14 protein-coding genes are annotated in these 20,294 nt (G+C 71.1%); 4 read left to right on the top strand and 10 right to left on the bottom strand.

Annotated elements, in window-relative coordinates; translation table 11 throughout:
* Positions 1–355: 355 nt before the first annotated feature.
* Both ABT129_RS36905 and ABT129_RS36900 read right to left on the bottom strand, forming a co-directional pair.
* Entirely contained in the window at positions 356–667 is a 312-nt protein-coding gene (locus ABT129_RS36905; protein WP_351910443.1) for a hypothetical protein, read from the bottom strand.
* 498 nt (positions 668–1,165) lie between these two features.
* The gene (locus tag ABT129_RS36900; RefSeq protein WP_351910441.1) at positions 1,166–1,690 is read right to left on the bottom strand and encodes a hypothetical protein; all 525 of its coding nucleotides are present in this window, start codon (positions 1,688–1,690) and stop codon (positions 1,166–1,168) included.
* Positions 1,691–2,017: 327 nt separating this feature from the next.
* On the opposite strand from ABT129_RS36900, the gene ABT129_RS36895 reads away from it, so the two are divergent.
* A complete protein-coding gene (locus tag ABT129_RS36895; RefSeq protein WP_351910439.1) occupies positions 2,018–3,313 on the top strand; it encodes a DUF4241 domain-containing protein in 1,296 nt (431 codons plus the stop codon).
* Positions 3,314–3,545: 232 nt separating this feature from the next.
* Here ABT129_RS36895 and ABT129_RS36890 read toward each other — a convergent pair whose 3' ends face one another.
* The 5 genes from ABT129_RS36890 to ABT129_RS36870 form a co-directional block, all read right to left on the bottom strand.
* Positions 3,546–3,926 carry a hypothetical protein gene (locus ABT129_RS36890; protein WP_351910438.1) on the bottom strand — a complete coding sequence of 127 codons (381 nt, stop codon included), beginning with the start codon at positions 3,924–3,926 and terminating at the stop codon, positions 3,546–3,548.
* Positions 3,926–4,984, bottom strand: a complete 1,059-nt coding sequence (locus tag ABT129_RS36885; protein ID WP_351910436.1) for a hypothetical protein — start codon at positions 4,982–4,984, stop codon at positions 3,926–3,928. Before ABT129_RS36885 ends, ABT129_RS36890 begins: the two co-directional genes overlap by 1 nt.
* A 143-nt stretch (positions 4,985–5,127) precedes the next feature.
* Positions 5,128–6,420 (bottom strand): HEAT repeat domain-containing protein, encoded by a 1,293-nt coding sequence (locus ABT129_RS36880; protein WP_351910434.1) that lies wholly within the window; start codon positions 6,418–6,420, stop codon positions 5,128–5,130.
* A gap of 165 nt (positions 6,421–6,585) precedes the next feature.
* Positions 6,586–7,194 (bottom strand): GDSL-type esterase/lipase family protein, encoded by a 609-nt coding sequence (locus ABT129_RS36875; protein ID WP_351910432.1) that lies wholly within the window; start codon positions 7,192–7,194, stop codon positions 6,586–6,588.
* A 142-nt stretch (positions 7,195–7,336) separates the two neighbouring features.
* The gene (locus tag ABT129_RS36870) at positions 7,337–8,944 is read right to left on the bottom strand and encodes a S8 family peptidase (protein ID WP_351910430.1); all 1,608 of its coding nucleotides are present in this window, start codon (positions 8,942–8,944) and stop codon (positions 7,337–7,339) included.
* A gap of 776 nt (positions 8,945–9,720) precedes the next feature.
* Here ABT129_RS36870 and ABT129_RS36865 point away from each other — a divergent pair.
* A complete protein-coding gene (locus ABT129_RS36865) occupies positions 9,721–12,930 on the top strand; it encodes a LuxR C-terminal-related transcriptional regulator (RefSeq protein ID WP_351910428.1) in 3,210 nt (1,069 codons plus the stop codon).
* Positions 12,931–13,105: 175 nt separating this feature from the next.
* Here ABT129_RS36865 and ABT129_RS36860 read toward each other — a convergent pair whose 3' ends face one another.
* From ABT129_RS36860 to ABT129_RS36850, 3 genes are all read right to left on the bottom strand, one after another.
* Positions 13,106–14,509 (bottom strand): sulfatase family protein, encoded by a 1,404-nt coding sequence (locus ABT129_RS36860; RefSeq protein WP_351910426.1) that lies wholly within the window; start codon positions 14,507–14,509, stop codon positions 13,106–13,108.
* A gap of 98 nt (positions 14,510–14,607) precedes the next feature.
* Entirely contained in the window at positions 14,608–14,700 is a 93-nt protein-coding gene (locus ABT129_RS36855) for a putative leader peptide (RefSeq protein ID WP_351910424.1), read from the bottom strand.
* A 359-nt stretch (positions 14,701–15,059) separates the two neighbouring features.
* Positions 15,060–15,275, bottom strand: a complete 216-nt coding sequence (locus ABT129_RS36850) for a DUF6243 family protein (protein WP_351910422.1) — start codon at positions 15,273–15,275, stop codon at positions 15,060–15,062.
* Between the two features lie 318 nt (positions 15,276–15,593).
* Here ABT129_RS36850 and ABT129_RS36845 point away from each other — a divergent pair, with 318 nt between their 5' ends.
* Positions 15,594–16,604: a LacI family DNA-binding transcriptional regulator gene (locus ABT129_RS36845; protein ID WP_351910420.1), complete on the top strand. Its 1,011-nt coding sequence runs from the start codon at positions 15,594–15,596 to the stop codon at positions 16,602–16,604.
* Between the two features lie 714 nt (positions 16,605–17,318).
* On the top strand, positions 17,319–20,294 hold a 2,976-nt coding region (locus ABT129_RS36840), incomplete at its 3' end, for a CARDB domain-containing protein (RefSeq protein ID WP_351910418.1).

Genomic DNA, 20,294 nt, shown 5'->3' with positions numbered 1-20,294 from the left:
GCCCGGCCCGCGCCCGCGCCCCCGGGGCCTGTAGTTGCCTGGGAGGTGGCAGAGGGCGCTGTCCATGGGAACTGCGCCGGGCCATCACGGAGCGCGGCCTGGGCCGGTCCCGGACCATCCCGTGGTGCAAGATCCGCGAGGTCAGCCCCGCCACCCAGGGCATCCGACCCTTCCGAACAGGCACTCCCGGCCTCGTCCTCGAAGACGGCGCCCAGGTACCACTCCATGCCCTCGCCTCCGCCTCCTCAACGGAGAACGCCGCCGACGTCGACACCATCGCGAGCGCCCACACGGCACACCTCGCCGCATGCGGCCACTGCGACGGGCCCGCACTGGATTGAGCCGTGGCAACGTCTCAGAACCCTGCCAGGGACTTGTCGAGCACTCCTCCCAGCGCACCGTAGACGCTGCACCGAACCGAGTGCCTTGCTCTGCGGCGGAGCCCGAACCCCACGACGAACAACAACGTGAAGAGCCCGACGAGGACCATCGCGGCGACAGGGCCGTAGCCGAAGGACGCGAGGGACGCGCCGCCGGTCCAGACGAGGATCGGCAGGAGTGAGCCCCGCAGTACCGTCCGGAACCTTATTCGTTCCGGGCCCGACGGCAGCACACGTTCATTCCACACGTCGATGTGGTTCCGGGTCACACAGTGTTCGGGTCGCATGGATTCATCCCACCACCGACAGCCCGAACCTTGTGTGGTGATCAGTCGAAAACTGCTCAGGGAAGACGATCCGAGAGGGACAGCCGGTCGCGCTCGCACCACCTCGGCTCCCGGCTCCAGCCCCGAGGTGCACGGCGGGCGGGCGTTCGTCGGCGCAGGCACGCGGTCGGTGGCGCAGGCCGACTACAGCGCACCCCGTGATGCGACGCGGCAGACGGTAGCCACGTACGGCGACGTCTTGGCAGACGACTCCCGCAGTCGGCCGGCCCGAGCGCCACCAGACCGACGTCATCGGACACGACAGACCCGATCCGTGAAGGCCAGTGTTCCGGCGGCCCGTTGCGCTCTTCTTCCCGCCCTGCCCTCTGCATCGCGGTCGCGCCAGGGTAGCGATCTGTGGCGACGCGGTACGTGAGGTCGCCTCCCCGGCCACTTCCACCACCACCGGGCCCAGGAAATGCCCCCACCACACTTAGGTTCCCGCTCTCCTGGTGCGTCTCAGTTCCTGATGAGAGGCTCGTAGGGGTGACCCTCGGGCTTGAAGACGAGCACGAAGCCCTCTCCGGCCCGAACGGCCATCTCCCGCAAGCGGGCCAAGGCATCTGCAGGGTCAGGGAGGTCGAGGCCGAGGGCCACGGCGGCGCGGTCTCTCCGGGCGGCGAGGTCCGGCATGTCCTCCAGGTACTCGGTCGCAAGCCCGCGACTCTCCTCGTCGGTGAAGTCCCGACAGTCGCGCCACCACGGAGCGACCAGGAGCAGCCGCAGGAGCTCGGGCAGCCCGATCGCCACCAGAGCGGCGCCCCCTTCGGAGTCGGCATAGAGGATCGGACGTTCCTCTCCACCGTCGCCGCAGAAGAAGTACGTGCCCCCGGCACCGTCGCCGGCCAACCCCTCGAGCGCAGCGCCCGAGGCGAGGTGAACGTCCTCGACGTGGTCGCCTCGGTCCAGCTCGAAGTCACCCGGCCATGCGAGGAACCGGGCTGCTTCGTGCTGCTCGCGGACGGCCGTGATCAACGATTCCATGGGCCGCAGCCTATGGCCCGCTGCGCGACCGACTTCAGGGTGGATCAGTCACATCGGTCGACACAGAGCGCGAGGGAAGGGCCCTGCACGTCAGTTGACCCCTGCGCGTGCATCGCCCGGCAGCCCGGCAGCCCGGCCGGGTGTCGGCTCGGCCTGCCCGGTTCCTCGCAGGGCGCGGCCATGAGCTGAACTCTCCAGTCGTGTTCGTTCGGTCTGCGGCATGAGACCGCCTGGGCTGGTGTAGCCCCCGCGCGCGGTCCGGTGCGGTCGTTGTCACAGGCGGCGGCTATGTTGCGGCTCGTCACGTACGCGAGCGGGGAGCGGGCAATGGTGATCGAGGTGGGGTACGCGCAGGCGTGGGATCTGGAGACTCGTGTCCCCTGGCGGCCGATATCCATGGAGGAGGCCCGTGAACGGGATGCCGACGGGCTTCCGTACGTCGTGGTGTACCGGACGGCGGGCCGCGAGGCTCCGTTGGAGGTGCGGTTCGTCTCCTGGCGGGACCACTATGCCGGGCTGTGGGTCTACGACGCGCAGGGCCGCCGTACCCACGAACTGGACCTGCGGCTGCTGGACGACCCGACGCGGCTCCTGCACCGGTACTCCGCCGGGTGGTACTACACCGGACCTGAGATGGCGGAGTTCGACGAGGCGTGCCCGCGCATCACCGTGGAGCTCTTCCCGGACGGGAGGGGGCGGCGGACCGAGGAGCCCAAGGGCAGGCACGGAGGCGCTCACATCACCGTGCCCACGCTCGGTGACGACGAGCGATGGACGCACCGGCCTGTCTTCGGAGAGTGGCCGCTTCTTTGGTCTCGGCTCCACGGGCTGACGGAGCCGCCGGTCTTCGAGATCGCCGAGGCCGCCGCGGCGGCCGATGACGGTGGCGACCTGACGCCCGCCACCTGCTGGCGTCCGCCCCGCCCCGCACAAGCCGGGCTGATCGGTGAGCTGTTCCGGCCAGGGGTGTGTGTGACCGACGGGTACCACCCCCGGATGACGGTCGTGGAGCCACGGCGCATCGGCGTGCTGAACGTGCCCAGCGGGCTGCTGGCCGTCTCCGGCCCGGACATCGACCACGGAGACGGGCCGCACATCACGGTCCCCGTCCCGCCCGGAGCGTACGTACTGGAGGAGGCGCTGGCCCGCCATACGTACCACTGCGAATGGGAGGGGAGAGAGGTCACGCGGACCGACACCACGGCCGTCCGACTGCTCGTCAGGGAGGATCCCGCCGTGTCCTGGGAGATGGTGCTCAGGTCCGACGACGACCTCCGGCTGTTCTTCGAGAACCAGATCTCCGGATTCGACACCGACGGCGCCACCGGTTGCTTCGCCGATGCCGGTGCCTGGGATCCGCTCCTCGTGCTCTTCGAGAGCCTGATGCAGGCAGACCGGTACCTGGACCCGGACGTCTACGAGGACATCAGCGACTCCATGTACCTGCTGCGCGCCCGGGACCGGGCCTCCGGCGGCGAGCTGGCGGCCTTCGCGACGACGGGGGACGGTACCTATCCCGTCTGGGTCGGCCGCTGCGAGGCCGGCGAGGTGGTCGGGGTGGTCGTGCTGACGGGGGGAATGCCCGGACTGCTCCCGGAGGCAGGAGCCACCGCCGCTGTCTGACGTGGCGGCTCATGCCCGGTCAGGGATCCGCGCATCCCGGGGTGGCCGGGCACGCCACGACCCCGCGCGGGCGGGCTGCCGCGGCTCCCGCAGTCGACCAGCCCAAGGAGTCTCCGCAGCCGGTCCGGCTCCCGCAGGACACCACGAAGGCCGGTCCCGTCCTTCCTGGGGACGGGACCGGCCTCGGCGGCGTGGGGCGGGGGGCGGGGGGTGACGCTTCCCCAGTCCCCGTTCAGCGGTTGGTCGGTCTGTTCAGCACGCTGTCGGCCGGACGGTCCTCGGGACGGCGGCGCAGTGCGGCGGTGATGGCCGCGGCCGCGCCCGCACCCTTGAAGCTGTCACCGCTGCCCGGCTGGTGGGTGCAGTACAGATGCGAGCCCAGGACGAAGAAGACCAGGGCACAGAGGGCGAAGCCGTACGTCGCCACGGTACGGATCCGGGGACTCGTACGGCGCAGCAGCGAGCGTGTCATCGCCCGGCGGTGCCGTCGGCGGGCCTGTCGCAGGTTGCTGCGGGCCGCCTTGGCGACCAGCCGGGTGCGGGCGTGTTCGCGCGCCGCGGTCTCCAGCGCGGCGTGCAGGCCGTGCGTCTGATCGTCGGTCAGCGTCTGCATCAGAGCTGCCCTCCCTCGTCGGCGAAGAGGCCATGGGGGCACCGGGCGGATCCGGTGTGGGTGGTGATGCCACGGGCCCGTTCCCGGTGCCGTCTGCCGAGCCTGGCCAGCTTCCTGGCGACCCTGGTGCCGTAGCTCTCCGGAACACCGGTGCGCAGGGCTGCCTGCGTCCAGTCGATCCCGGCGTTGATCGCGTACGCCAGGGCGACCTCGGCCTCCCGCTCGTCCAGGCCGGTCAGGACGACCGAGACACATGGGGCGTCGAGGGCGGCCAGGCGGGGAAGCGCCTGGTCCTCGGCCGACCCGGACGGGTCGGCGACGAGCTCCTCCATCGTCAGGACGCTGTCGCCGGCTTTGATCCGGTGGCCCAGCATCATCACCGTCTCGCCGCGTGCCTGGCGCTCCCACAGCGGCCGCAGAGCGAGGCGGGCGGTGGTGGTACGACGCTTGATCTCCTTGATGACCCTCTCACCGCTCCACGATGCTGCGGCCGACCACCAGTCGTCCATCAACGCGGTGGCAACCGCCTCGGAGCAGTGGTTGGCCTTCGTGACGGACATGCCGAGCCATTCGGTGGCGAACCTCGCCGGCGCCGTCGCGTCCCCCTCCAGCCACGCGCGAGCGGCGGTGATCGCCGCCCGGTACTCGGCGCTCGTCCTGACGAGGATCGGCACGGTCGTCGCGACCGCGAGGACGGCCGCCGGCAGAGGGCGGCAGAGTTCCTGGGCGGAGAACACGGTCCACGACCGGGGCCGCGGGTAGGCCCGCAGCAGGTCCTGGCGCTTCAGGCTGCCGCGAGATCCGAAGATGGTGAGCTCGCGCCCGGGCGCGGGGTCGCCATGGCCCTGGTAGTAGAGAACGACGACGTCGTCGTCGGGCAGCAGCCGCCGCAGCTCGGCGGTGTCAGGGATGGCGACGACCGGGCACGTGCCGGCGGCCAGGAGCTCGCGGCCCAGATCCGCGGCGTTGCGCGACTCGTCGTCAGGGGAGACGCCGAAGCAGAGGACCGCCGGACGGGTCCCAAGCTCTACCGGCTCCTGGAGCGGCCTGCTTTCCATGTGCTCCTCCTCAAAGGGGTTGTCCTACTCCCCAGGGGTGGCAGAAGCCGGATTGAGCAAAGAATCTTGCCTGAGTGACGCAGGTCACATCCAGGGGGCGGGCGGTGAGCGCCGGACGCCTTTCTGCGCGCCCCAGAAGGAGTTCATCGAATCCGGCGGCCGTCGCCGAAGGTCGCCAGCGCCGTACGCGCCGCAGAGCGGACGTCTTCCGGGAAGCGGCGGTCGGACGTCAGCGTGGCTTCGAGCAGAGGTGCGGCGGCGAGGGCGGGGGCGCCGATCCGGGCGATGTACCGGACTGCCGCGATGCAGGGCTCGTCGGCGTCGCCCGACCTCAGGGGCTCCAGCGCGGCCAGGAGGACCGGGACGGCGGCGTCCGGGTCGCCGGTGATCCGCCACCAGGCATGGGCGGCCTGGACCCGGGTCCACGGGCCGGGGGATTCCAGCAAGGGCCGGACCGCAGTCGCGAATCGCGTCGCCTCTGGCCCCAGCTCCGCCAAGCGGCTGAGGCTGGCGTACCCCAAGCCCCGGGATGCCGCGTCCTCCAGGAACGCCAGGAAGAGCCGTGATTCACCGGTGATCCGCCAATGGGCCCACGCCGCGTTCCGCGCGCCGTGCCATCTTCGTACGCCGTGCGGCAACGGAGCGCTGCCGTCGTGACGCGGTGGTCGCGTGATGCCGCGGAGGAGACTTTCGAGGGTGCTCGCCGCGGGCGCCGCCGCCGGGCCGATACCGCCGAGCGTGTCGCAGGCCCACCGGACGTTGCGGGTGGCGAGGGCCGACACGAGCTCAGGAACCGTCTCGCTCGCGGCGGGGCCCCACGCGGCCAGTGTCGTGAGGACCGGACGGAGGCCCTCCGTGTCGGCCGAGTCGAGGAGTGTGCGACGTATTCCGGGGAGCAGCGCGTCGGCGCGTCCCACCAGCGGGTGGAGGACCTCCCCGAGTGACGTCACCTGGAAGAACGGGAGCCCGCTGCTCGACGCCAGCCAACGGTGCACCGGGTCCAGAACCTCCGGACGGCCGAGACGGGCCAGAGCCAGCGCCGCCGGCCCGGCAACCCGGTCGAAGGAATCGTCGGCGGCCGCGATGAGCGCGGGGACGGCCGACGTGACGTCCTGTGTGGAGTCCGGCGACACGAGCCGCGCCAACACCATCGCCGCGTCGCCCCTGGCATGGAACTCGCTGGATTCCAGGACCCGGACCAAGCCGGCGACCAACTCCGGCCGGGGCGTACGCCACCGCCGCATGATCTCCCAGGCGATGGAGACCGCGCCCGCGACCAGCTCGGAGCGGTTCGAGTCGAAACCGCTCATGGCGAGGGCGATGCCACGGTCCACCTGCTCGGGCACGTCCAGCCGCAGTTCGCTCGGATCCACACCCGCGTCCACGAGCAACGTGCGCGCCCAGACGTCTCGTACCGTGTGCGTCTCCATCGTCATGGTCCGCACGCTACAGCTGTGGAATTCCCTGATCAGCAGGGCGTCTTCCGCCCTGGTCCTCGCCGCCCGGTGTCGGCCGCCGTCGGGGTCCGCCACCACACACATCGTGGCGGAGGCCTTGGCCGTGGAGTATCGGAAGAGCAACCCGTGAGAGCCGTGTCCTGGTCAGCGGCGCGGGTCAGTGATCCAGTCGTGCCACAGGTCCGTGAGGACGAGGTCAGCCAGTTTGGTGTAGCCGCCGCTGCCGGGATGGGCGCCGTCGCCGGCCAGCGCCTCCCCGGCCCAGGTGGCGTCTTCGGCGAGCGCCCGGGTCGTGGCGATGAACGGCACCTGACGCCGACGGCAGGTCGCGGCCATCTCCTCGGCGAGTTCCAGGGCCCGCCGCAGATGGCCCTCACCGGCGCCGACGACCGGGGGAGGGCCGACCACCAGCGCGGTCACCGCCCGCCGCTCGCTCTCGTCGAGGATCGACGCCAGGTTGTCCAGGCAGCGAGCCGGGTCGACGCGGACCCCGCCGTCCTCCTCCACGGTGTCGTTGCTTCCGAAGGAGACGACCAGTCGGTTGTCGGCGCCCGGCAGCGTCCGGGGCTCCACCTCCTGCCAGCAGCGACGCAGGACGTCGTCGGAGGTGTTCCGCCGTATGCCGAGATTGAAAGCCGTCACCTCATGGGCGGTTGCCTGGAGAACTCTGCCGACCCAGCCACGGTGTTCCGGGTCGCCGATCCCCTGGACGAACGAGTCACCGATGAAGGAAACGCGTATGTCTCTGCTCATCAGGTCAATCTACGGTCCGTCACCGTCACCGCGTCGTGGAGCTCGCGCACGACGGGACCGGCTCCGCCCCCGACGAACGCTGCCGGGGGCGGAGCCGCACCCCAGGACGGGGGGCCGGGTGCGCGAGGTGGGAGGGGCGGGGTCAGAACTGAAGCGACCAGGCGTTGATGTAGCCGGTGTCGTTGACCCAGTTGTCGGTGGCGCGGAGCTTCCAGGCGCCGTTGGCGGCCTTGCCGGAGGCGTCGACGGTGAACGTGCCCTGGATGTGGTCCGCGCCGTCGGCGGAGTTGTAGTTCTTCAGGAGGAACACGCCGCCGTCGGGGGCGACCAGTTCCACCTTGACGTCGCCGCGGAAGGTGTGGCGGATGTCGACGGTGACGGCGAGGTTCGAGGGGGCGTTGCCCGTGATTCCGGTGACCGTGACGGGTGACTCCACGGTGGCGTTGTCACGGATCTGGTAGTCGTCGGTGTTCTCGAACTTCGAGCCGGTGGGCGGCGGGGTGGTGTCACCGGTACCCGTGTACAAGAGCTTGTTCGGGGAGCCGGTGCGGGGGTCGGTGACCTTGTCGGGAGTCGCGTCGGCGACCAGCTTGTCGCGGACCTGGGCAGGGGTCCAGGTCGGGTTGGCGGAGAGCAGGAGGGCGGCGGCGCCGGCGACGTGCGGCGCGGCCATGGAGGTGCCGCTCATCGACTGGGAGGCGGAGTCACCGGAGTTGGAGGTGGAGACGATGCTGTCGCCGGGGGCGAAGACGTCCAGGCAGGTGCCGTAGTTGGAGCCCTGACCGTTTGACCAGCCGGTGGCGCGGGCGTCCCGGCTGTTGGTGGCGCCGACGGTGATGGCGGACGGGGTGGAGGACGGCGAGTAGGAACACGAGTCGGCGTTGTTGTTGCCGGCCGCGACGACCCACGTGACTCCGGAGGCTATGGAGGCGGCGACCGCGTCGTTCACGGACTGGGTCTTGCCTCCGCCGATGCTCATGTTGGCCACAGCCGGCTTGACCGCGTTCTTGGTGACCCAGTCGATGCCCGCGAGGACCGGGGCCCAGGTGTCACCGGAGGTGCCCTGGCAGTTCAGGACGCGAACGCCGATCAGCTTGACCCCCTTGGCGACGCCGTACGAGCTGCCGCCGACGGTGCCTGCGACGTGCGTGCCGTGTCCCTGGCAGTCGGAGGCGTTGGAGTCGTTGTCGATGAAGTCGTACCCGCTGACGGCGCGGCTGCCGAAGTCGCCGTGGCTCATGCGGATGCCGGTGTCGACGATGTAGGCGTTCACGTTGGAGGCCGTGGTGCCGTAGGTGTAGCTCTTGTCCACGGGAAGGTTGCGCTGGTCGACGCGGTCCAGGCCCCAGGAGGGCGGGCTGGGCTGGGTGCCGACCGCGTACGCCGCCGCGTCGGCTTCCACGCGGGCCACCGACGGGTCGCCGGCCAGTTGCCGCGCCTCGCTCTCGCTCATCCGCACCGCGAAGCCGCGCAGCGCGGCGGTGTACGTGTAGCGCAGACTGCCCGCGTGCCGCTGGGCCAGCGCCTTCGCGGAGGCGGGCACGTCGGCCCGGGCGACCGAGTCCTTGAAGGTCACGATGTAGGAGCCTTCGACGGCGCCGGGGCGGTCGGCGCCGACGATACGGCCTTCGCCGCCGCCCGGCGGCGTGGGTACGGCGGTGGCGGACGCGGTGGAGGCGGCCACGGCCAGCAGGGCGGCACTGGTACTGACGGCGAGCAGGCGCCGGACGGCGCGCGCTTCGAACTCCATGTCTGTGTACTCCCTTGAGAGGTGTCCGGACCTGGCTCGGGTCCGGAGGGCGGCATCCGTCGCTTCGGGGACTCCGGACACGCGCCGCCGGGGTGGGGCGGCGCGCGTCCGGAGGGTCGCCGCCGGCCGGCCGGTCAGGTCAGATCTGTTCGGATCATGACAAGGTCGGCCGTGGGTGCTCGGGTGGCCGCCTTCGGGTGTCGGCGCCCACCACGGCGGGACGGGACGGGGTTGTGCGTCGTGCGTCGTGCGTCGTATGTCGTCCGGAGTCGGCTCCGGACGACACGGGTCCGGTCACGCCGAACGACCGCGTGGGGTGCTGCCACCCCGTACGTCCACCGGCTGGGGAACCGTGGCGTACGGGGACGGCGTCACCGGACCGCCCAGAGCTTCGGTCACAGGGGAGGAACGCAGCAATCCGTACCGCTACCCAAAGAGCAGCGAGGCGGGGGCGGTGGGGGAGGGATGCGGGGGTGGGGATCTTGCCGCCCGCCGACTGTCACCCGGAGCACCCGGAGCACCCGGAGCACCCGGAGCACCCGGAGCACCCGGGAGCCCGCGCCACGCCCCTCCGGCACCCACCAGGCGTCCGGCGCAATCAGTAGGTGGCCGTCCCCTATTGCGACTTCGGCCCTTCTCCAGGTAGACCACCTGCTCAACGGCTGCCCCGAGGCCGGCTCGGGCGGATCGCCGCTCGTCGGCCAGGGGTTCCGGCCGAAGGGCCACCGCGACGTCCGGCGGACCCTCCGAGTGAGGCGGCGGTGAAAGGCGGAGCCGTGCAGAGACACCCTTTCGATACGGGCCACAGCGAAGAGGCGGCCGGCGTGGGCGGTTTCGTCGGACGGCACGAGGAGGCCCGACGCCTGCGGGAAGCGCTCCGCAGGGGGCAGAGCCTCACGGTGGTACGCGGGGAAGCCGGGACGGGAACGTCGCGGCTCGTGGACGAGGTGCTCGGCGGGCGGGAGTTCGCGGAGTGGACCCACTTGCGCGGGACGTGCTTCGGCGGCAGCGTGAACGACGTACAGTCGGCCCTCCTGCGTGCGACGAGCCCCGGCGTCGGCCTGCACGGGGAACCGTCGGCCGACCAGCGCGAGACACTCCCCAGTGCCAGTGCCAGTGCCAGTGCCAGTGCCAGTGCCAGTGCCAGTGCCAGTGCCAGTGCCAGCGACAGCGACAGCGACAGCGACAGCGACGACGACGTGAACGTGGTGCCGCTGGGTGCCGTGACCGATGCCCTGGCCGGACTGCCGTACCGCCCCGGTCTCCCCGTCCGGCCGTTCCCCCCGGTAACGGGTGTCGTGGGACTCGTCGTACCCGAGCTGGCCGACCGGTTGCCGCGCCCACCCGTGGCGGCGGGCGACGCGGAGGTGCGACGCGGACTGCTACCCCGCGCGATCAGGGCGTTGCTGGCATCGCTCGGTGACACCGTGCTGGTCCTGGAGGAGATCCATCACGCGGACCCGGCGACCGTCCGCCTGCTCCACCACCTCGCGGGAGCGATGCCGACCGGACTGCGGCTCGTCGTCACGGAGGACTCCGCACCGGGGCTGCCCGTCCTGGGTGTCCGTGGGGCGGCAGGGACTCGGTTCGAGGAGGTCGGCCTACGGCCCTGGACGCCGGAGGAGACGGACGAGTGCGTCCGGCGGTGGCTCGGCGGCCGCCGGTCGGTAGGGACGGACGAACGCCGGGACCTCGCGGCGCTCGTTCACGAGCTGTCGGGAGGACTGCCCGGGGCCGCCGTCGCACTGCTGGAGGAGGCCGGCGAGCTGCTGAGGGCGGGCGGGTCGGACGCCACGCCCACCGGGGCGTTGCTCACAGCCGTACGGGAGACGGGGGTGCCCGTTCGCGTGCGGCGTGAGCTGGCCCGGCGGTGTGCACCGCTCAGCGGGGACGCTCGCCGGATGGTCGCCGCGGCGGCGGTCCTCGGCCGTCCCGTGCCCGTCGACCTCCTGGCCGACGTGGCGGACGTCGCACCCGGACGGGCAGAGGCGGCCGTGGACGTGTGCGGAAGACAGTCCGTACTGCGGACCGAGGGACCCGGCCCCGCCTTCCGGCATCCGCTGGATCGCCGGGCCGCGCTGGAGCGGGTACCGGGGCACGACCTGGCCCGGTTGAGCCTGCGTGCCGCCCGCGTCCTGCACCGGAACGGCGACGGGCCGCTGCCGCTGACCGACCTCGCCCGGCTGTACACGGCCGCCGGACGGGTACGCGACGGCCTGCGCTGCCTTGTCGCGGCTGCCGACCGGGCCGCCGCCTCCGGCGACTACGCCACCGCGACCAGCCTCTACACCCGGGCCGTCGCCGAGGATCCGCGTGCCGGGGGACGGATCCGAACCGCCGCGAAGCTGGCGCGCACGGCGCAACTGGCGCGCGCCGGCGAACACGTGGTGGCCGCCGTGCGGACGGTCCTGGACGAGGACGACCCGCCACCGCGTCTGCGCGGTGAGATCCGCCTGCACCTGAGTGTTGTCCTGCGCAACCAGAGCGGAGGGGCGCTGGACAGCCTCAACGAGGTCGCCCGCGCCATCCCGGACCTGGAGGCGTCCGACCCGCAGACCGCGGCCCGCGCCATGGCGGTCGCCGCCATTCCCTCCATCCAGGGATGGCCCGTCGGCCGGCACCAGAGCTGGCTGGATCGCGCTGAGACGCTCGTCGAGAGGGTCACCGATCCGGTGGGCCGCGCCGCCATCGCCGCCAACCGGGCCACCGCGTTGATGCTGCTGGGGGACCCGCGGGCCTGGCACGCCGCGGAAGCCCTGCGCGGTCCGGCCGGCTCCGCGATGGAGGCGGCGCACCACGCCCGGGGCTGGACCAACCTGGCGCACGCGTCCAGCGCCCTCGGTTACGGTGCCCGGGCGCGGGACTTCCTCGACCGGGCCGTCGAAGGGCTCGCCGACTCCAGCAGCCCGTACCTCGAAGGGCTCGTCCAGACCGCAGGGCTCGTGCTCGCCTGGCACGCGGGCCACTGGCACGACCTGCACACCGCCGCCGACCACACCACCCGGCTCTACCAGGAGATACCCGACCTGACCGCCGAGGCGATGCTCGTCCGCGGCCTGACCGCGTTGCACGTGCTCGGCGATGTTCCCCGGGCCCGCCACGACCTCGCGGAGGCCGCCCGTACCACTCGCTACGACACGGGGTTCATCCTCACCGCCTCGGCCGCGGCCACCGCCCGCGTCCACCTCGAAGCCGGACGGCCCGGACAGGCCTGCGACGCCGTCGAGCAGGTCCTGCACCGGCTGGAGCGCACCGGCGGCTGGGTGTGGGCCGGCGAGGTGCTGCCCGTCGCGGTCGAAGCCCTCCACGGGAGCGGCCAGACATCGCGGGCCCGGCGACTCGTCGACGACTTCGCGGCCGGGACCGAGGACCGCGACGCGCCCGCCCCACGCACCGCCCTGGCCATGTGCGAGGCCCTGCTCGCCCAGGCCGCGGACCGGCCGGACGAGGCGGTCCGACTGCTGACGGACGCCGAGACGCGCTGGCGGCAGCTCGGCCGGCCCCTCGACGCCGCACGGGCCGCGGAGGCCCGCGGACGCTGCCTGCTCGGCCTGCACGGAGAGTCGGCGGCGGGCGGTATCCAGGACGTGGTCGAGGTGTACCGCCGGCTGGGTGCCCGCTGGGACGTGGCCCGCTGCCAACGACTCCTGCGCCGCCACGCCATCGTCACCACCCACCGCCGCGGCCGCATCGGCTACGGCGACCAGTTGTCCCCGCGCGAACAGGAGGTCGCCCGCCTCGTCGTCCAGGGGCGTGCCAACCGGGACATCGCCGAGAGCCTGGTGCTCTCCACCCGGACCGTGGAACACCACGTGGCACGCATCATGCGGAAGCTGAACGCCTCGTCCAGGACCGACATCGCCCTGACAGGGTGGAGGGACGACGAGAGCACGGCCTCGGGCCCGGGCGGACCGCCAGGAAGCACCGCGGGCGGGGAGGTGCCCCTGCCGTCCTCTCGGAGCGGGAAGGGCAGGGGATACGAGTAGCCGCCGCCTGAACCGCCGCGCCTCTCCACGCCCTCGCGGCCTACGAGTAGCCGCCGCCTGAACCACCGCGCGCCTCCACGCCCGCGCGGCCCCGACGGCTCAGAAGGGAGCCCGTGAGGACACCATGGGCATCACCCCTGCCCCCCCCCGGCTCTCATGACACGGTCGTCGTGGCTCAGTAGCGGAGCAGCCCGGCGTCGATCCGCTCCCACGCGGCCCGCAGTTCGGCGAGCCGGGCCGGTTCGAGGGGCGCCCGGTCGGCTTGCTCGCGGGCGTCCTCGGAGAGGTCGAAGAGCTGGTCGCGACCGGACTTGCCGCGGTAGTACTTCCAGTCGCCGCGGCGCAGTGCCCGTTCGCCCCGCACCCGCCAGAAGAGGTCGCGCTCCGGCGGCTCGGTGCCGCGCAGCAGATGCCCGGCGAGGCTGGTGCCGTCGAGGGGGTACGCCGGATGGGGGCGGGCACCTGCCAGGTCGAGCAGGGTCGCCGTCCAGTCGGGAGTGAACACCGGCAGGTCGCTGACCTGGCCTCCGTCGACCCGGGCGGGCCAGCGCAGGATGGAGGGAACGCGGATGCCGCCCTCCTGGAGTGAGCCCTTGTTGCCCGCGAGCGGCCAGTTGTAGGAGAAGCGTTCGCCGCCGTTGTCGCTGGCGAAGAAGACGAGGGTGTCCTGGTCCTGGCCGGAGCGCTTCAGCGCCTTCAGGACCTGCCCGATCGAGCGGTCGAGGTCCTCGACCATCTCCTTGTACTTCTCGATGGAGCCGCCGTCCTGGTGCCAGAGCGCGGACCGGTCGCCGGCCTTGATGCGACGGACGATCTCCGCGCTGGCCTCCGTGTCGCCGTCGGCGATCCAGGGCCAGTGCGGGGTGGTGAAGTTCAGGTTGAGCAGCCAGGGCTTGTCGTGGTCACGGCTGACGTACTCGCTCGCCCGCTCGGTGAGTATCCGCGTGTAGTAGCGCAGATCCTTGTACTCGGCGTCGCCCTCGTAGAGGTCGTACTCGCCGCCGAGACCGAGCTTGGAGTAGTACTCCAGGGCCCCGCCGAAGTTGCCGAAGAACTCGTCCCATCCGGATCGGGTGGGGGAGTAGTCGGGCAGGTAGCCGCAGTGCCACTTGCCGATCAGGGCCGTGGCGTAGCCGGAGTCCCGCAGGAGCGAGGCGAGCGTCGGGTGGGTGGGTTCCAGGCCGACGGACTTGTCGGCGATCGGCTCGGCCAGCCCTCCCTTCGTACGTCCCGGGTACCGGCCCGTGTAGAGACTGAACCGGGTGGGGGAGCAGGTCGCGGACCCGGAGTAGGCGTCGGTGAATCTGACGCCCTCCCGGGCGAGACGGTCCAGGTGCGGGGTGCGTATGTGCGGGGAGCCGTAGGAGGAGAGGTCGGCCCAGCCGAGGTCGTCGCCCAGGATGAAGAGGATGTTGGGCCGTCGGGAATGGCGACGGGGGTGCGCGGCACGGAAGGGACGCTCCTGCGGGTCGGCCGTCGGGCTCGCCTGAGCGGCGGGCGCGGTGACGCCGAGGGCAGCCGCGGCAGCGGCACCGGCGGCGACCCCGCCCAGGGCGCGGCGGGACAGGGGTGTGGACATACAGACCTCCAGCAGGACGTGCGGACATGCCTCCGGAGTCCTGCCGTGCGGGGCGAACCGAGGAGCATGGAAATACGAGGTGAGTGGACGGGCAGCCGTCAGCGGCAGCGACAGACAGCGCTCGCGACACGGACGAGGTCCACGTGTCGCCGCTGAACGAGGGTGACCGAGGGGTCACGCGAGGGCTGCATGAGGCAGGAGTCTCGCCGAGACGATGAGGGTCGTCAACAGCGAACGGGCAGGTCGACGCGCGTAGTTCGCATGATCGACATGACCACGCCCCCGGGAGCCGGGCACGTCCCCGGGAGCCGGGCACGCGCACGCAGGGCCGGATGGCCCCGTGGCTCGCCTCGTCCAGCGGTCCGGGCGCTGTCGTGGGGGGACGGCCGAGAACAGGGCGGTACCAGCGGCGCCCGGTGCGGCAGGAGAGCCGCGAGACGGCAGAGGAGCCGCGAGACGGCAGGAGAGCCGCGAGACGGCAGCAGGGCTCGGACCGCGCGTCGCGGTCCGAGCCCTGCTCTGTGCGGTGCGGCCCTGGGGCCGCACGGCGTCAGCTCTGTGCGGTGTCGTCGCCCGTCTGCCCGGCGGCCTCGGCTGCGCCTGCCTTCTCGCGCATCTTGCGCACCAGCTCCGCCTTCTGGTCGGCGGCGCCCTGGCGGTCGAGGTTGCGGTGGGGACCGTTGTTCTGACGTTCGGCGCGGGACAGCCTCTTGCGCTGTCCGCCGCCCTGGCCCACGGGGTTGTTGATGTTCTTGCTCACGGTCATGGGTTCTCCCGGGAATGATGTGAAGTGATCGACGGATTCATCGGTGGGGGATGGGCGCGGCGACGCCGAGCGACGTCAGCAGGGGCCCATCACGCTCTCACTCGTAAATCGGCGGCTGGAAGAACATGCCAAAGACGTTACCTGCTTCCGTCGACCCCTCACACCATGCTTCTCGCCTCCCCCGGGCTTCGGCCAGGCCTTCGCCGGTCACGGTGAGCGCCCGAGACTGGGAACCTCCCCACCCGCGTTTGCATACAGTGAGAGAATGTCAGCAGAAACTTGAAACTTCTTTACTGTTCTTGCGCTACGGTTGCGTTCGTGACGCGACGACTTGCTCAGGTAGCGAAAAAGGTGGGAGTCAGCGAAGCCACGGTCAGCCGGGTTCTCAACGGCAAGCCCGGGGTTTCCGAGGTGACCCGCCAGTCCGTACTCACCGCCCTGGACGTCCTGGGGTACGAGCGTCCCACGCAGCTCAGAGGCGAGCGGGCCCGTCTGGTGGGGCTCGTCCTGCCCGAGCTGCAGAACCCCATCTTCCCCGCCTTCGCCGAGGTCATCGGTGGTTCGCTGGCACAGCAGGGGCTGACGCCCGTGCTCTGTACCCAGACCAAGGGCGGCGTATCGGAAGCCGACTACGTGGACCTGCTCCTGCAGCAGCAGGTGTCCGGCGTCATCTTCGCCGGCGGCCTCTTCGCCCAGGCCGATGCCCCGCACGAGCACTACCGGCAGCTGGCGGACCGGAAGATTCCCGTCGTGCTCGTCAACGCACCCATCGAGGGCCTGGACTTCCCGTGCGTCTCCTGTGACGACATGGCGGCCGTCGAGCAGGCCTGGCGGCATCTCTCCTCTCTGGGGCATGAGCGCATCGGGCTGGTCCTCGGACCCGAGGACCACATTCCCTCGCGCCGGAAGCTGGCTGCGGCGCGCGTAGCCGCGGCCGCGGTGGGGACGGTGCTGCCGGAGGATTTCGTCGAGCGCTCGATGTTCTCCCTGGAGGGCGGGCAGCTGGCTGCCGGGCGTCTCTGGGACCGTGGGGTGACGGCCGTCATCTGTGCGAGCGACCCCTTGGCTCTCGGCGCCATCAGGGCCGCCCGCCGACGTGGCTTCGCGGTTCCGGCCGATGTGTCCGTGCTCGGATTCGACGACTCCGCCTTCATGAACTGCACCGAGCCGCCGTTGTCGACCGTGCGGCAGCCGATCGAGGCCATGGGGCGCGCCGCCGTGGACCTGCTGTGTGCCCAGATCCAGGGCGCGCAGGCTCACGCCGGTGAGCTTCTCTTCGAGCCCGAGCTGGTGGTCCGCGGCTCGACCGCCCCGCCACTGCACGCCTGAACCGTCGCGGGGCCGAGTCCGGCACTCCCCTCTGATGCGGATCCTCGGATGGTCGCCGTGGTGCTGCCGGCGACCTACCGGCGGAGACGTGCACCCCGTGTCGCCCCGTCTCCACGGCGACGCCGTTTCCAGAACATTCGCGGGGGCGTGGTCCGCGACCGGCTGCCGCGCCGTGCCGCTGTGCCCCCTGACGCCCGGCGGAGCCACCGCGCTCCGTTCCTGCCGCGAATGACGGCGACGAGGCTACGCACGGTGGGCGAACCGCCACGAAGGCGGCGATCAATTCCATAGGCCGTCCATTCATACCTTTTTGGTCCCGGCGGCCGGCCAGGTTCCCGAGTGTGTCGAGCTGCGCGCCGACGTGCGAGTTGCCCGGCGTCCGGTGAATCGCCTCCGTCGTCCGACTTGTCCGGGGCCCTCGTCGACGGCAGGGAGGCCTCCAACTGGGCAGTCCTGTCATGCCCGTTGACAAAGTGGTGACCTGGCGGAAACCTGTCACCTGGTCATCGCAAAAGATTGACTGAAAAGCTCAAAAAGACTCGCTAGCACTCACATGTTCCGTCTCTGAGCATGGAAGGTGCCGTGCGAGGACTCTGTCGACGTTCATCCCGTGCTTCCGCCCCCCAGGCCAGCCCTCCTCACCCGGTGCTGTTCGCGCCGCCGGCAGGGCGCGTCACGGTCGGCCGCTCGGGTGAGGAATCAAGAGGACTCTTCATGCGATCGAGATACCAGGGCCGACGAGTGATCGTCGGTTCGGTGATGGCGGGCCTGATAGGGGTGGGGATGCTCCCCGCTCCCGCCCATGCCGCGGAGGGCCCCAACCTGGCCCTGGGCAAGCCCGCCAGCGCGGGCGGCGCGAACGGCAGCTACGTCGCCGGCAATGTGACGGACGGAAGCCAGGCGTCCTACTGGGAGGGTCCCAACGGGGCGCTTCCGCAGTGGGTACAGGTCGACCTGGGGGCGAGCACCGAAGTCGACCGGGTCGCGCTGAAGCTTCCCGCTTCCTGGGGCGCGCGGGTCCAGACCCTGAGCGTGCTGGGCAGCACGGACGGATCCTCGTTCGCGACGCTCTCGGGATCGGGCGCGCGCACCTTCGACCCGGCCAACGCCAACACCGTCAGCATCCCCGTCACCGCGACCACGGCCCGCTTCATCCGCGTACAGGTGGCGGCGAACACCGGATGGAACGCGGCGCAGCTCTCCGAGCTGGAGATCTTCGGCGAGGACGGCGGGGGCGGCCCGGTCGAGCCGGAGCCGACCGGCACCAACCTGGCGAGGAACAAGCCGATCGAGGCCTCCTCCGTCACCCAGTCGTACGTGGCCGCCAACGCGAACGACGACAACGCCGCCACCTACTGGGAGTCGGCCGGCTTCCCCGCCACCCTGACGGCGAAACTCGGCGCCAACGCCCAGGTCGAGGCGGTCAAGATCCGGCTCAACCCGGACCAGGCGTGGGGTCCGCGGACGCAGGCCATCGAGGTGCTCGGGCGTGAGCAGTCGGCCACCGGGTTCATCTCCCTCAAGGCCCGCGCCGACTACCAGTTCAGCCCCTCCTCGGGCGGAAACACCATCACCATCCCGGTCACCGGCCGGTACGCCGATGTCCAGCTGAAGTTCTTCAGCAACAGCGGTGCTCCCGGGGCGCAGGTCGCCGAGTTCCAGGTGGTGGGTACCGCCGCCCCGAACCCGGACCTCACGGTCACCGACCTCGTATGGACCCCTTCCTCCCCCTCGGAGACGGACTCCGTCGAGGTCAGCGCGACCGTCCGCAACGCCGGCACCGCCGCCTCGCCGGCGACGTCGGTCCAGGTGAGCCTCGAAGGTGCCGTGGCCGGCTCCGCGCAGGTGGGTGCGCTCGCGGCAGGTGCGTCCACGACCGTCAAGGTCGCGGTCGGCAAGAAGGCGATGGGCAACTACACGGTGTCCGCCGTCGTCGACCCGGCGAACACCGTTGTCGAGCAGGACGACACCAACAACAGCCGGACCGGCTCTTCCAAGCTGGTCGTCGGTCAGGCACCCGGCCCCGACCTCACGGTCACCGCGATCACGCCGAACCCGGCCGCTCCGGCCATCGGCGCGCAGGTCGCCTTCACCGCCACGGTCCAGAACAGGGGCACCACGGGTGTCGCCGCCGGGTCCGTCACGCGGCTGGCCGCCGGAACCACCACGCTGAACGGGACGACCCCCGCGGTCGCCGCCGGCCAGTCGGTCCAGGTGCCGCTCACGGGCACCTGGACCGCCGTGAGCGGGGGAGTCACCCTCACCGCGACGGCTGATGCCACCGCGACCGTGGCGGAGACGAACGAGACCAACAACGTCTTCTCCCGGTCGCTCGTCGTCGGCCGGGGCGCGGCCGTTCCGTACACGGAGTACGAGGCGGAGGACGCCCGCTACCAGGGCACCCTGCTCACGGCCGACCAGAAGCGGACCTTCGGGCACACCAACTTCGCCACCGAGTCCTCCGGCCGCAAGTCGGTGCGTCTCAACTCCACGGGTGAGTTCGTCGAGTTCACCTCCACCAACGCGTCCAACTCCATCGTGGTGCGCAACTCCATCCCGGACGCCTCGTCCGGTGGCGGCGCCGAAGCCACGATCAGCCTCTACGCCAACGACGTCTTCGTCCGCAAGCTGAACCTGACGTCGAAGCACAGCTGGCTGTACGGGACGACCGATGACCCCGAGGGCCTGACGAACGCGCCGGGTGCCGACGCGCGCCGGCTGTTCGACGAGTCCCACGCGCTGCTGGCCCAGAGCTACCCGGCCGGGACCAAGTTCCGGCTGCAGCGTGATGCGGGGGACTCGGCCTCCTTCTACATCATCGACCTCATCGACCTGGAGCAGGTGGCGCCCCCGACCGCCCAGCCGGCCGGCTGCGTGTCGATCACGAACTACGGCGCGGTGCCGAACGACGGCATCGACGACACCGACGCGCTCCAGCGTGCGGTGACCGCCGACCAGAAGGGCGAGATCTCCTGCGTGTGGATCCCGGCGGGCCAGTGGCGCCAGGAGCAGAAGATCCTCACCGACGACCCGCTGAACCGGGGTATCTACAACACCGTCGGCATCAGGGACGTGACGATCCGGGGTGCGGGCATGTGGCACTCCCAGCTCTACACCCTCACCCCGCCGCACCAGGCGGGCGGCATCAACCACCCGCACGAGGGCAACTTCGGCTTCGACATCGACCACAACACCCAGATCTCCGACATCGCCATCTTCGGCTCCGGCACGATCCGGGGCAACAACGGCACCGAGGAAGGCGGCGTCGGCCTCAACGGCCGCTTCGGCAAGAACACCAAGATCAGCAACGTCTGGATCGAGCACGCCAACGTCGGCGTCTGGGCCGGCCGCGACTACACCAACATCCCCGAGCTGTGGGGGCCGGGTGACGGGGTCGAGTTCTCGGGCATGCGGATCCGCAACACCTACGCCGACGGCATCAACTTCGCCAACGGCACCCGTAACTCCACCGTCTTCAACTCGTCCTTCCGTAACAACGGTGACGACGCGCTGGCGGTCTGGGCGTCCAAGTACGTCAAGGACACCTCGGTGGACATCGGCTCCAACAACCACTTCCGCAACAACACCATCCAGTTGCCCTGGCGGGCCAACGGCATCGCGGTCTACGGCGGCTTCGGCAACACCATCGAGAACAACATCATCTCCGACACGATGAACTACCCCGGCATC

The organism is Streptomyces sp. NPDC002057 (genome assembly GCF_040296665.1).
In the GTDB taxonomy this organism is placed as follows: Bacteria; Actinomycetota; Actinomycetes; order Streptomycetales; family Streptomycetaceae; genus Streptomyces.
This window is presented reverse-complemented; position numbering and strand designations above follow the sequence as displayed.

Excerpts from the sequence above, each read along its gene's own strand:
- ABT129_RS36905 (WP_351910443.1), bottom strand. The coding sequence starts at position 667 with ATGCGACCCGAACACTGTGTGACCCGGAACCACATCGACGTGTGGAAT.
- ABT129_RS36900 (WP_351910441.1), bottom strand. The coding sequence starts at position 1,690 with ATGGAATCGTTGATCACGGCCGTCCGCGAGCAGCACGAAGCAGCCCGG.
- ABT129_RS36895 (WP_351910439.1), top strand. The coding sequence starts at position 2,018 with ATGGTGATCGAGGTGGGGTACGCGCAGGCGTGGGATCTGGAGACTCGT.
- ABT129_RS36890 (WP_351910438.1), bottom strand. The coding sequence starts at position 3,926 with ATGCAGACGCTGACCGACGATCAGACGCACGGCCTGCACGCCGCGCTG.
- ABT129_RS36885 (WP_351910436.1), bottom strand. The coding sequence starts at position 4,984 with ATGGAAAGCAGGCCGCTCCAGGAGCCGGTAGAGCTTGGGACCCGTCCG.
- ABT129_RS36880 (WP_351910434.1), bottom strand. The coding sequence starts at position 6,420 with ATGACGATGGAGACGCACACGGTACGAGACGTCTGGGCGCGCACGTTG.
- ABT129_RS36875 (WP_351910432.1), bottom strand. The coding sequence starts at position 7,194 with ATGAGCAGAGACATACGCGTTTCCTTCATCGGTGACTCGTTCGTCCAG.
- ABT129_RS36870 (WP_351910430.1), bottom strand. The coding sequence starts at position 8,944 with ATGGAGTTCGAAGCGCGCGCCGTCCGGCGCCTGCTCGCCGTCAGTACC.
- ABT129_RS36860 (WP_351910426.1), bottom strand. The coding sequence starts at position 14,509 with ATGTCCACACCCCTGTCCCGCCGCGCCCTGGGCGGGGTCGCCGCCGGT.
- ABT129_RS36855 (WP_351910424.1), bottom strand. The coding sequence starts at position 14,700 with ATGCAGCCCTCGCGTGACCCCTCGGTCACCCTCGTTCAGCGGCGACAC.
- ABT129_RS36850 (WP_351910422.1), bottom strand. The coding sequence starts at position 15,275 with ATGACCGTGAGCAAGAACATCAACAACCCCGTGGGCCAGGGCGGCGGA.